The organism is Pseudomonas sp. NFACC05-1, from assembly GCF_900100135.1.
GTDB classification, from domain to species: Bacteria; Pseudomonadota; Gammaproteobacteria; order Pseudomonadales; family Pseudomonadaceae; genus Aquipseudomonas; species Aquipseudomonas fluorescens_Q.
Genome location: NZ_FMTR01000015.1, coordinates 21,639 through 33,482 on the forward strand (window position 1 = coordinate 21,639; position 11,844 = coordinate 33,482).

The 11,844-nt window shown below is 61.8% G+C and carries 14 protein-coding genes; 5 read left to right on the plus strand and 9 right to left on the minus strand.

Annotated features, from left to right (window positions below; genetic code table 11):
• Positions 1-98: 98 nt before the first annotated feature.
• The 4 genes from BLO97_RS20465 to BLO97_RS31695 form a co-directional block, all read right to left on the minus strand.
• Positions 99-374 (minus strand): HU family DNA-binding protein, encoded by a 276-nt coding sequence (locus tag BLO97_RS20465; RefSeq protein ID WP_063323541.1) that lies wholly within the window; start codon positions 372-374, stop codon positions 99-101.
• Positions 375-565: 191 nt separating this feature from the next.
• Positions 566-1,714 carry an NAD(P)/FAD-dependent oxidoreductase gene (locus BLO97_RS20470; protein ID WP_092347789.1) on the minus strand — a complete coding sequence of 383 codons (1,149 nt, stop codon included), beginning with the start codon at positions 1,712-1,714 and terminating at the stop codon, positions 566-568.
• Between the two features lie 42 nt (positions 1,715-1,756).
• The gene (locus BLO97_RS20475) at positions 1,757-1,924 is read right to left on the minus strand and encodes a rubredoxin (protein ID WP_003177199.1); all 168 of its coding nucleotides are present in this window, start codon (positions 1,922-1,924) and stop codon (positions 1,757-1,759) included.
• Positions 1,921-2,076, minus strand: coding sequence for a hypothetical protein (locus tag BLO97_RS31695; RefSeq protein WP_158265817.1), 156 nt, complete (start codon positions 2,074-2,076; stop codon positions 1,921-1,923). Before BLO97_RS31695 ends, BLO97_RS20475 begins: the two co-directional genes overlap by 4 nt.
• A gap of 40 nt (positions 2,077-2,116) precedes the next feature.
• Between BLO97_RS31695 and BLO97_RS20480 the strand changes: the two genes are divergently transcribed.
• Both BLO97_RS20480 and ubiA read left to right on the plus strand, forming a co-directional pair.
• Positions 2,117-2,680, plus strand: coding sequence for a chorismate--pyruvate lyase family protein (locus BLO97_RS20480; protein ID WP_092150700.1), 564 nt, complete (start codon positions 2,117-2,119; stop codon positions 2,678-2,680).
• Positions 2,680-3,570, plus strand: coding sequence for a 4-hydroxybenzoate octaprenyltransferase (ubiA, locus tag BLO97_RS20485; protein ID WP_092347701.1), 891 nt, complete (start codon positions 2,680-2,682; stop codon positions 3,568-3,570). The genes BLO97_RS20480 and ubiA overlap by 1 nt, the downstream gene beginning before the upstream one ends.
• A 161-nt stretch (positions 3,571-3,731) precedes the next feature.
• Here the strand turns inward: ubiA and BLO97_RS20490 are convergent, their stop codons facing one another.
• Complete coding sequence (locus BLO97_RS20490; protein WP_092150670.1) at positions 3,732-4,121, minus strand: COG4315 family predicted lipoprotein; 390 nt, start codon at positions 4,119-4,121, stop codon at positions 3,732-3,734.
• A gap of 152 nt (positions 4,122-4,273) precedes the next feature.
• On the opposite strand from BLO97_RS20490, the gene phoB reads away from it, so the two are divergent.
• From phoB to BLO97_RS20505, 3 genes are all read left to right on the plus strand, one after another.
• The gene (phoB, locus tag BLO97_RS20495) at positions 4,274-4,963 is read left to right on the plus strand and encodes a phosphate regulon transcriptional regulator PhoB (RefSeq protein ID WP_003177195.1); all 690 of its coding nucleotides are present in this window, start codon (positions 4,274-4,276) and stop codon (positions 4,961-4,963) included.
• A gap of 80 nt (positions 4,964-5,043) precedes the next feature.
• Positions 5,044-6,330 (plus strand): phosphate regulon sensor histidine kinase PhoR, encoded by a 1,287-nt coding sequence (gene phoR / locus BLO97_RS20500; protein WP_256572162.1) that lies wholly within the window; start codon positions 5,044-5,046, stop codon positions 6,328-6,330.
• Between the two features lie 113 nt (positions 6,331-6,443).
• On the plus strand, positions 6,444-7,784 hold the full coding sequence (locus tag BLO97_RS20505) for a hemolysin family protein (RefSeq protein ID WP_092150664.1): 1,341 nt from the start codon (positions 6,444-6,446) through the stop codon (positions 7,782-7,784).
• A 148-nt stretch (positions 7,785-7,932) separates the two neighbouring features.
• Here BLO97_RS20505 and BLO97_RS20510 read toward each other — a convergent pair whose 3' ends face one another.
• The 4 genes from BLO97_RS20510 to pstB form a co-directional block, all read right to left on the minus strand.
• Positions 7,933-8,829 (minus strand): peptidoglycan DD-metalloendopeptidase family protein, encoded by an 897-nt coding sequence (locus BLO97_RS20510; RefSeq protein ID WP_003196393.1) that lies wholly within the window; start codon positions 8,827-8,829, stop codon positions 7,933-7,935.
• Between the two features lie 227 nt (positions 8,830-9,056).
• Complete coding sequence (locus tag BLO97_RS20515; protein WP_092347704.1) at positions 9,057-9,983, minus strand: response regulator; 927 nt, start codon at positions 9,981-9,983, stop codon at positions 9,057-9,059.
• 167 nt (positions 9,984-10,150) lie between these two features.
• Positions 10,151-10,912, minus strand: coding sequence for a phosphate signaling complex protein PhoU (gene phoU, locus BLO97_RS20520; RefSeq protein WP_063323546.1), 762 nt, complete (start codon positions 10,910-10,912; stop codon positions 10,151-10,153).
• Between the two features lie 97 nt (positions 10,913-11,009).
• Positions 11,010-11,843, minus strand: a complete 834-nt coding sequence (gene pstB, locus BLO97_RS20525) for a phosphate ABC transporter ATP-binding protein PstB (RefSeq protein WP_063323547.1) — start codon at positions 11,841-11,843, stop codon at positions 11,010-11,012.
• Position 11,844: the final 1 nt, after the last annotated feature.

Here is an 11,844-nt window from a genome sequence, read left to right on the forward strand (position 1 = left end):
CCCTCGCCACCCCCCCAGCACAAAAAAGGGCATACCGATTCATCGGTATGCCCTTTTGATTGCCGCTTTCTTCCCCCTGGCTGAGGTACTTGCAGCAATTACGGGTTGACGCTTTCTTTCAGGAACTTGCCTGGTTTAAAGGCAACGGTGTTGCTGGCCTTGATCTTCACCGGCTCACCGGTCTGTGGGTTTTTGCCAGTGCGGGCGCCGCGGTGGCGTTGCAGGAAAGTGCCGAAGCCCACCAGGGTGACGCTATCCTTGCGGTGCAGGGCGCCGGTGATTTCCTCGAGGACGGCGTTGAGGACGCGGTTGGCTTGTTCTTTGGTGAGGTCTGCTTTTTCCGCGATGGCGGCGGCGAGTTCTGGTTTACGCATGAATGAAGCCCCTTTGACGGTTTTTTTGTTGTTATGTCCGTGCCGTTCTCTTTGGAACGGCCCCTAAGGCGCCGCAGGCTCTACTCTGCGGCAGACGGGAGTGAGGATGGCACGGTGCCGAAAACGGCGCCAGTGGCCGGGCGACCTTTGTGGGACCAAAAGTAGGGTTTTTGCGACAGAACGACCAGTATTTACGCCAGCAGGGGTGGAAGTTTCTTGTTCAGTGCCAGTTTCTCCATCACCGCCGTGCCTGTCAGGGCGTACCCCAACAGATTGCCTTGAGCGTCGCGGCATAGCGCCTTGATGTCCGCGCCCTGCCCTTCGACACTCCACACGCCCTCGCTACCTCGCGGTGGTGGCGACACCACCAGTGGGCACACCGGGGTTTTCACGGTAATCGGCATGGCGCCGTAGCTGACGGCCGTCGGGTTGCCGGCCAGGGTCTGGGCCAGGGCCCGGGCGCAGCTCATCAGCGGCATGACATATAGCAGGTTCAAGCCATCGACCTCGGCGCAGTCACCCAGGGCGTAGATGTTGGCGTGAGAGGTTTTCAGGTGGCGGTCGACCACGACACCGCGGTTGACCACCAGGCCGGCGGCCGCCGCCAAGTCGATGCGTGGGCGCAAGCCGATGGCCGAGACCACCAGGTCACAGGCAATCACCTGGCCGTCGGACAAGTGGGCTTCCAACCCATCGGCGACCCGTTGCAGGCGATTGAGTACCGGCCCCAGGTGGAAGCGCGCGCCGAGGCTTTCTAGCCCGGCCTGTACAGCCGCAGCGGCGGCCGGGTGCAGCAGGGTCGGCATGACTTGCTCGCACGGCGCCACCAATTGCACTTCATAGCCACCCAGGATCAGGTCGTTGGCGAACTCGCAGCCAATCAGCCCGGCGCCGAGCAGCAGCACGCGACGTTTGCCAGCCGCCGCTGCGCGAAAGCGTGCGTAGTCTTCCAGGTCGTTGATGGGGAAGATCAGGTCCGCGGCATCGCCCTGCACCGGCACGCGCACGGTTTCGGCGCCCCAGGCCAGGATCAGGTCGCGGTAGCTCACCGCTTCTTCGCCGATCCACAGCCGTTTGTGGCCCGGGTCGATGCCGCTGATGCGGGTATGGGTGCGCACTTCGGCCTTCAGTTGCTCGGCCATGGTCCCGGGCTCGGCCATGCTCAGGCCGTCGGCGTCTTTGTTTTTGCCAAAGCCCGTGGAAAGCATGGGCTTGGAGTACGAGCGACCGTCATCGGCGCTGATCAGCAGCAATGGGGTTTCGCTGTCGAGTTTGCGAAATTCCCGGGCCAGGTTGTAACCGGCCAGCCCCGTACCGACGATGACGACAGGTGCGCTCATGCTGCTCTCCATGTGATGCTTTCCATGCCAGTTGAGAAACGATCAGTTGATTTCGATCATTTCGAAATCCATCTTGCCGACGCCGCAGTCCGGGCACAGCCAGTCTGCCGGTACGTCTTCCCAACGGGTGCCAGGTGCGATGCCATCATCCGGCCAACCGTCGGCTTCGTTGTAGATCAGGCCGCAGACGATACATTGCCACTTTTTCATTCAGGTACTTCCTCAGGTGTCAGGCGTTTGCCGGTATAGGGTCGCTCGAGGCTGTTTTCCGGCTCAGGGCGTTTTGTACTGATCGGTCGTCGCAGATGCAAGCACGATCGGCAGTGCAGCAGGCCGGAGCCGTCAAAATCGGCGACCGTCATGGTAAGCTCGCGGCCTCATTTGTTGCCTATCAAGACCCTCGTGCCGCATACAAATTCGATATTTCCAACACTCCAATGGCTGCCCCAACCCCTGCTGTCGCCCCGGCCCGATGCGGGTGTCCTCGACTGGCTGTTCGACGAAGGCTCCCTGACCCGGCGCCTGACGCGCCTGTCGGACGGCCATTTCAGCGTGACGCCGTTGTTCGAAGGCTGGCAGCCACTGCGCGCCGACGAATGCGCCGCCCTGGACCTGGCCGAGGGTAGCGAAGGCTGGGTACGCGAGGTGTATCTGCGCGGCCATGACCAGCCGTGGGTGTTCGCCCGCAGTGTGGCGGCGCGCAGCGCCTTGCAGGGTGACGGCTTGCAGATGGACGAACTGGGCAGCCGTTCCCTGGGGGAGTTGCTATTTTGTGACCAGGCGTTCCAGCGCCGAGCCATCGAAGTTTGCCATTACCCCGACGCCGGGTTGCCCGAAGAAGTGCGCGCCAGCGGGCTGTGGGGTCGCCGCTCACGTTTCGACCGCGGTGCATTGAGCGTGCTGGTGGCGGAAATTTTCCTGCCGCGCCTGTGGACCGTCGCCCGTGCCTATTCGGAGAATTGCTGATGTACGTGCAACTGCTCAAATCCTTGAACCGCCTGAACCCGCGGGCCTGGGACTTCGTGCAACTGACCCGCATGGACAAGCCCATTGGCATCTACCTGCTGCTGTGGCCGACGTTGTGGGCGCTATGGATTGCCGGTGAAGGCTCACCGTCCATCGTCAACCTGGTGATTTTCGTCCTCGGCGTGGTGCTGACCCGCGCCGGCGGCTGTGTGATCAATGACTGGGCCGACCGCAAGGTGGACGGTCACGTCAAGCGCACCGAGCAGCGCCCGCTGGTGAGCGGCAAGATCAGTTCGAAAGAGGCGCTGGTGTTCTTCGCCGTGCTGATGAGCGTGAGTTTCCTGCTAGTGCTGTGCACCAACGCCCCGACTATCCTGCTCTCCCTCGGTGGCTTGGCGCTGGCGTTCAGTTACCCGTTCATGAAGCGCTATACCTACTACCCGCAAGTGGTGCTGGGCGCGGCGTTCTCCTGGGGCATGCCGATGGCGTTCACCGCCGAAACCGGCCATTTGCCAGCGGCCGCCTGGTTGCTGTACATCGCCAACCTGCTGTGGACGGTGGGCTACGACACCTATTACGCAATGACCGACCGGGACGATGACTTGCGAATCGGGGTGAAGTCCACGGCGATCCTGTTTGGCGATGCCGACCGGGTGATCATCCTGACGTTGCAAGGCCTGGCACTGGGCTGCCTGTTGCTGGCCGGGTCGAAGTTCCAACTGGGCGGCTGGTTCCACCTGGGGCTGGTGGCCGCTGCCGCGTGCTTCGCCTGGGAGTTCTGGTACACCCGTGGCAGGGACCGGATGCGCTGCTTCCAGGCGTTTTTGCACAACCATTGGGCCGGGTTGGCGATTTTCGTGGGGATTGTGCTGGATTATGCGTTGCGCTGAGGCCTATGACCCAGCGGTGAACCTTGGGTCATGAAAGCCTTTGTGGCGAGGGAGCTTGCTCCCGCTCGGTTGCGCAGCAACCGCAAAATCTTGGGGCCGCTACGCAGCCCAGCGGGAGCAAGCTCCCTCGCCACAAGAGCATCCGCTCGGCGCCGTGCCCGTCAGTGGGGCTTGGCGACCTTCCAGGCGCCGTCCATCAAGCCGTCACCGGTCATGTCACCGGCCTTTGTATCCTTCACAAAGGTGTACAGCGGCTTGCCATCGTAGGCCCACTGCTTCTTTCGGTCATCGCGGGTGATCACGGTCCATTTGCCCATGGACTTGTCGCTTTCTTCGGCCATGAGCGGCGGCCAGTTGGCGGCGCACTTGTCGTTGCACATCGACTTGCCGCCCGAGTCTTTGGCAAACGTATACAACGTCATGTTTTGGTGGTCCGTCAGTATGCCCTTCTCTTTATCGACCATCGCCGGCTCAGCCGCGAATGCCCATGTCGGCAGCGCCAGGGCAGCCGTTACCGCCAGTGCCCGGATGGATTGGGTAAGGTAAGTCATGGAAACCTTCTTGTGTGGTTGTCAGGATTCGGACTGAAAAGCGTAGCCCAGGATCCCTTTCACCGCCCGCCCACGAAATAACTGTCACACGACTGCAATAATTCCGTTATCTAATGCGGCGCAAGACAGTTAAATGACAAGAGGATTACCCCATGGTTGGCAGGAGCATTCTGATCGTCGACGACGAGGCGCCCATCCGCGAGATGATCGCCGTTGCGTTGGAGATGGCCGGCTATGACTGCATGGAAGCAGAAAACTCTCAACAGGCCCACGCCATCATCGTCGACCGCAAGCCCGATCTGATTCTGTTGGACTGGATGCTGCCCGGCACTTCGGGCATCGAACTGGCGCGACGCCTCAAGCGCGACGAGCTGACCGGTGATATTCCGATCATCATGCTCACCGCCAAGGGCGAAGAGGACAACAAGATCCAGGGCCTGGAAGTGGGCGCCGACGACTACATCACCAAGCCGTTTTCCCCACGGGAGCTGGTGGCGCGCCTGAAGGCCGTGCTGCGCCGCGCTGGCCCCACCGACGGCGAAGCACCGATCGAAGTCGGCGGCCTGCTGCTGGACCCCATCAGTCACCGCGTGACCATCGACGGCAAGCCCGCCGAGATGGGCCCCACGGAGTACCGCCTGCTGCAATTCTTCATGACCCACCAGGAGCGTGCCTACACCCGTGGCCAACTGCTGGACCAGGTCTGGGGCGGTAACGTCTACGTGGAAGAGCGCACCGTGGATGTGCACATCCGACGCCTGCGCAAGGCCCTCGGCGACGCCTACGAAAATCTGGTACAAACCGTGCGCGGCACCGGTTATCGTTTTTCTACCAAGGCCTGATCCGAGCCCTTACCGCCCGACAAGCTGACAAGGACGCGCGTCACGTGAATCAAAACTGGCATGGCACCCTGATTCGCCACATGTTGTTGCTGGTGACCGGCTGTCTGGTGATCGGCTTGGTCAGCGGCTACTACGGCTGGAGCCTGGCCGCGGGCCTGGGGCTTTACCTGGCCTGGACCCTCAAGCAACTGCTGCGCCTGCATGAATGGCTACGCCTGCACCAACCCGACGAAGCCCCGCCCGACGGCTATGGCCTGTGGGGTGAGGTGTTCGACAGCATTTACCACCTGCAACGGCGCGACCAGCGCGTGCGCGGGCGCCTGCAAGCGGTGATCGACCGTGTCCAGGAGTCCACCGCGGCACTCAAAGACGCCGTGATCATGCTCGACAGCGATGGCAACCTGGAATGGTGGAACCGCGCCGCCGAAACCCTGTTGGGCCTCAAGACGCCACAGGACAGCGGCCAGCCGGTGACCAACCTGGTACGTCATCCGCGCTTCAAGGAATATTTCGAGCAGGCCAATTACGCCGAGCCCCTGGAAATTCCTTCGCCCACCAATGATCGGCTACGTATCCAGCTGTACATCACGCGCTATGGCAACAATGAGCATTTGATGCTGGTACGCGATGTCACGCGCATCCATCAGTTGGAACAGATGCGCAAGGACTTCATCGCCAACGTCTCCCACGAACTGCGCACGCCATTGACGGTGATCTGTGGTTATCTGGAAACCCTGCTCGACAACGTCGAGGAAGTGAACCCGCGCTGGAGCCGGGCCTTGCAGCAGATGCACCAGCAAAGCGGGCGCATGCAGACCCTGCTCAACGACTTGCTGCTGCTGGCGAAGCTGGAAGCCACCGATTACCCGTCGGACAACCAGCCAGTGCCCATCGACGATCTGCTGCAAACCATTGTCGAAGACGCGCAGGAACTGTCCGGCTCCAAGCAGCAGACCATCACCCTGGAAGCCGATGCGGCCGTGCAGCTCAAAGGCAGCGAGGCGGAACTGCGCAGTGCGTTTTCCAACCTGGTGTTCAACGCGGTCAAATACACGCCGGAGCAAGGCCGGATCCATGTGCGCTGGTGGGGCGATGAGCAAGGCGCGCACCTGAGCGTGCGTGATTCGGGCATTGGCATCGACAGCAAACACCTGCCGCGCCTGACCGAACGCTTCTACCGTGTCGACTCCAGCCGCAACTCCAATACCGGCGGCACCGGGCTGGGCCTGGCCATCGTCAAACACGTCCTGCTGCGCCATCGCGCCCGCATGGAAATCAGCAGCGTACCCGGCCATGGCAGCACCTTTACCTGCCATTTCGCTCCGACCCAGGTGGTTCGCGCACGCCTCGCCCGCCCCGCTGATTGAGCACGCCCCCTAGGCAATCACCGAGTCAGCCGCTACATTGACTGACTTGTGCCTGCCTTTTCAGGCGCTCATTTTCAATTCCTACGACTATACGGAACCCGCAAAACTCCATCATGGACCCTTCCCCTGGCTTGTCCCTCGTCACACTCTTCGCCGAATTCGGCATGATTCTTTTTGCTCTGATCCTGGTTTTGCTCAACGGTTTTTTCGTTGCGGCCGAATTCGCCATGGTCAAGCTGCGCTCGACCCGGGTCGAAGCCATTGCCGAGCAGAACGGCTGGCGCGGGCACATCCTGCGCACCGTTCATAGCCAGCTCGACGCTTACCTGTCGGCGTGCCAGTTGGGTATCACCCTGGCCTCCCTGGGCCTGGGCTGGGTCGGTGAGCCGGCGTTCGCCCATATCCTCGAGCCGTTGCTGGGCGCGGTCGGCGTAGAGTCGCCGGAAGTGATCAAGGGCGTGTCGTTCTTCACCGCGTTCTTCATCATTTCGTACCTGCACATCGTGGTCGGTGAACTGGCGCCCAAATCCTGGGCCATTCGCAAACCCGAGCTGCTGTCGCTGTGGACCGCCGTGCCGCTGTACCTGTTCTACTGGGCGATGTACCCGGCGATCTACCTGCTCAACGCCAGCGCCAACGCCATCTTGCGCATCGCCGGCCAAGGCGAACCCGGCCCGCATCACGAGCACCATTACAGCCGCGAAGAACTGAAACTGATCCTGCACTCCAGCCGTGGCCAGGACCCGAGCGACCAGGGCATGCGCGTGCTGGCCTCGGCCGTGGAAATGGGCGAGCTGGAAGTGGTGGACTGGGCCAACTCCCGGGAAGACCTGGTGACGCTGGAATTCAACGCGCCGCTCAAGGAAATCCTGGCGATGTTCCGGCGCCACAAGTTCAGCCGTTATCCGGTGTATGACAGCGAGCGCCAGGAGTTCGTCGGCCTGCTGCACATCAAGGACCTGCTGCTGGAACTGGCGGCCCTGGATCACATTCCCGAGTCGTTCAACCTGGCCGAACTGACCCGGCCGCTGGAGCGGGTGTCGCGGCACATGCCGCTATCGCAATTGCTGGAGCAGTTCCGCAAGGGCGGTTCGCACTTCGCCTTGGTCGAGGAAGCCGACGGCAACATCATCGGTTACCTGACCATGGAAGACGTGCTGGAAGTGTTGGTGGGTGACATCCAGGACGAACACCGCAAAGCCGAACGCGGCATCCTGGCCTACCAGCCGGGCAAGCTGTTGGTACGGGGTGATACGCCGCTGTTCAAGGTCGAGCGCCTGCTGGGGATCGACCTGGACCACATCGAAGCCGAAACCTTGGCTGGGTTGGTCTATGAAACCCTCAAGCGCGTGCCGGAAGAGGAAGAAGTGCTGGAAGTCGAAGGCCTGCGGATCATCATCAAGAAGATGAAAGGACCCAAGATCATCCTGGCGAAGGTGTTGATGCTCGATTGAGTATCGACCGGCCCCCAAGCCTCTAACACGATCCCTGTGGCGAGGGAGCTTGCTCCCGCTGGGCAGCGAAGCGGCCCCAAAAGCGACGACTGCTTCGCAGCCGAGCGGGAGCAAGCTCCCTCGCCACAGGGGATCGGCGTGACCTGGATTATTGCTTGCCCAACGCAAAGTTGGGCAGGTCGCCCACCGGTTGATTGAACTGGTAGGGGATCGACACCAGCCCCAGGCCGGTATTGCGCTGCACCACGAAATGCAGGTGCGGGCCTGAGCTGTTGCCGGTATTGCCCGACAACGCCAACGGCGTGCCCACCCCGACCCGCTGCCCTTCCCGTACGCTCACCGAACCTTTCTGCAAGTGCAGGTAGACGCCCATGGTCCCGTCATCGTGCAGCACCCGCACGAAGTTGCCCGAAGGATCGTCCCCGCGGCCGGTCTGCTCGTTTTCGGTCTTGATGACCACGCCGCCCCGCGCCGCGATGATCGGCGTGCCCACGGGCATGGCAATGTCCATGGCGTAGCGGTTCTTCGGGCCGTAATGGCTGTACTGGCCGTTGGCACCCTGGCTCAGCCGGAACGGCCCGCCACGCCACGGTAACGGGTACTGATAAGCCTGTGCCGCGCCGGCGGGGTCGCCCAGGGAATATTCGAACCTTGGGGTGTAGACCAGCGGCCTCCCGGGCTGAGTGGCCGTGAGCAGCGCCAGGCGCAGGTTGCTGCGCGCCGGCAGCACCCGACGAATCGGCCTGCTCGGTGCCCCGCTGACGTTGCGCAGCCCGGCGAAACTCAACTCGATCTCCACCGGCGCATACAAATCGTTGCGCACGAACACCGCGTCCGCGCCATTCTGCTTCTTGATATCCAGGAACACCTGTCGCTCCAGGCGCTCGACCATGCGGTCGCGGAACACGAACACCTGGGCGCCCTTGCTGGGGCGGTCGCTATAGGACACCACGCCATTGGCATCGGTGGATTTGTAGATCGTCATGGCCACGGCCGAGGTGGAGGCCAGGACAAGACCACAGGCAAACAGCAGGGGAGCGAGCATGGGTAAAGTTCTGTCGAAAAATGAAGGCCTGCACAGCAGCCTAGCAGCTGGGATGGACCAGCGTAGTCGACGGATGTTTCAAAATTGGATCAGCGATCGGTGTTGGTGATCGTTCCTACGCTCTGCGTGGCAATGCAGCCCGGGACGCTCCGCGTCCCCTCAAGCGCCGAACGCAGAGCGTCCGTAGAGGCATCCCACGCGGAGCATGGGAACGATCTGCGGCTGTATCAGGCGCCCGGCACGAAGTGCTTCTGCGCGGTGCCGCGGGCGATCAGGCGGGAGATGTAGTCGAGTTTCTGCGGGTCTTTGTCGACGAAGCGGAACGTCAACTGCAGCCATTCGCTATCGGGCGTCTGTTCATGGGCGACAATGGCGTGCAGGTAGCCGTTGAGACGAGCGGTTTCAGCGTTGTCGCCCTGCTCCATGTCCAGCACCGCACCTTCGAGGACTTGCGGCAGGGAGTCGGAGCGCTTGACCACCAGCAGCGCTTCCTTGAGGCTCAGGGCCTTGATCACGCATTGCTGGGTACCGCTGGACAGGCGCAACTGGCCTTGGCCGCGGTTGGCCGACGAAGCGGTGGCGGCGGCCGGCGCCTTGACCGGCGGGCTGTTTAGCAAGCCACGCGCCGGAGCGGCTGCAGCAGGGGCGGCGGGGGCGGGGGCCGAAGCCACAGCGGCAACCGGAGCCTTGCCGCCCGTCAGGGCGCTTAAGGAGTCATTGCCGAACGCCGAGTTCATCTTGGTCGGGGCACTGTTCATCAGCGTGTCGAGCTTGCCGACCTTATGCAGGGCCTGCTTGACCTTGGTCAGTAGCTGCTCGTTGGTGAACGGCTTGCTGACGTAGCCGGAAACGCCGGCCTGGATGGCTTGGACCACGTTTTCCTTGTCGCCGCGGCTGGTGACCATCACGAACGGCATGCCCTTGAGGTTGTCCTGCTGGCGACACCAGGTCAGCAGTTCCAGCCCGGACATTTCCGGCATTTCCCAATCGCACAACACCAGGTCGAACGCTTCGCGAGCCAGCAGGGCTTGGGCTTTCTTGCCGTTCACCGCGTCTTCGATGCGCACGCCCGGGAAGTAGTTGCGCAGGCACTTCTTCACCAGGTCACGAATGAACGAAGCATCGTCCACGACCAACACACTGACCTTACTCATCCAGATACACCTCTAAAAAATCCCGGCAAGCATACCGCTTTTACTGATGGCACATCGCCAAAAACCTTCAGTCACGCCGGGACCTTTCGTTCGCGGGGTGCTGCTTTCGATAAAAAAAAACCCAAAAAAAAGCCCGACCAGAAGGCCGGGCACTTTTCCTGGCAATCTTACTTATCGTCAGCTCCGTCCGGAACATTAGCAGTTTCGGACGGGGTGCCCTCAACTTCTTCCTTCATGCGCTTGAGCCCCAGATGCCGGACATCGGTGCCGCGCACCAGGTAGATGACAAGTTCCGAGATGTTGCGCGCATGATCGCCGATGCGCTCCAGAGAACGCAGCACCCAGATGATGCTCAATACCCGGGAGATGGAGCGCGGGTCTTCCATCATGTAAGTCGCCAGCTCCCGCAGGGCGGTCTTGTACTCGCGGTCGATGATCTTGTCGTACTGGGCCACCGACAACGCCAGGTCGGCGTCGAAGCGGGCAAAGGCGTCCAGTGCATCGCGGACCATGTTGCGCACCTGGTCGCCAATATGGCGCACCTCGACGTAACCGCGCGGCGCTTCGCCTTCTTCGCACAACTGGATGGCTCGACGGGCAATCTTGGTGGCTTCGTCGCCGATCCGCTCCAGGTCGATCACCGACTTGGAAATGCTGATGATCAAGCGCAGGTCGGAAGCCGCCGGCTGACGACGGGCGAGGATGCGCAGGCACTCCTCGTCGATGTTGCGCTCCATCTGGTTGATCTGGTCGTCGATCTCGCGCACTTGCTGGGCCAGGCCCGAATCGGCCTCGATCAGCGCGGTCACCGCGTCGTTGACCTGCTTTTCCACCAGCCCGCCCATGGCCAGCAGGTGGCTGCGCACCTCCTCCAGCTCGGCGTTGAACTGTGCGGAAATATGGTGAGTAAGGCCTTCCTTCGAAATCATCTTGTTCGCTCCGCGAAAGTTGCAAGCTTCAAGCTGCAAGCTTCAAGCAGTTAAATGTTGAGTCCTGTTATCGCATGCGGCCATGCAGCGACCTCGACTAGCCATAACGACCGGTAATGTAGTCCTCGGTCTGCTTCTTGGCCGGATTGGTGAACAGCGTATCGGTGTCGCCGAACTCCACCAGTTTGCCCATGTACATGAACGCGGTGTAATCGGAAACCCGCGCCGCCTGTTGCATGTTGTGGGTCACGATGACGATGGTGAACTTGGACTTGAGCTCGTAGATCAGTTCTTCGACTTTCAGCGTCGAGATCGGGTCCAGGGCCGAGCAGGGTTCGTCGAGCAGCAGCACTTCCGGCTCCACGGCGATGGTGCGGGCGATCACCAGGCGCTGCTGTTGACCGCCGGACAGGCCCAGGGCCGACTCATGCAGGCGGTCCTTGACCTCATCCCACAACGCCGCGCCCTTGAGGGCCCATTCCACGGCTTCGTCGAGGATGCGCTTCTTGTTGATGCCTTGGATGCGCAAGCCGTAGACCACGTTCTCGTAAATGGTTTTCGGGAACGGGTTGGGCTTCTGGAACACCATGCCCACGCGACGACGCAGCTCGGCCACATCTTCGCCCTTGCGATAGATGTTGTTGCCGTAGAGGTTGATTTCCCCTTCGACGCGGCAGCCGTCCACCAGGTCGTTCATGCGGTTGAAGGTGCGCAGCAAGGTGGACTTGCCGCAGCCCGACGGACCGATGAATGCGGTGACGCGCTGCTTCGGGATATTCAGGCTGACGTCGTACAGTGCCTGCTTCTGGCCGTAGAACAGGTTCAGGCCTGGCACTTCGATGGCGACGGTTTCTTCGGCCAGGTTCAGGCTCTGCTTGTCGCGGCCCAGGGCCGACATGTTGATGCCGTGTGTATGTGCTTCGTGTTGCATG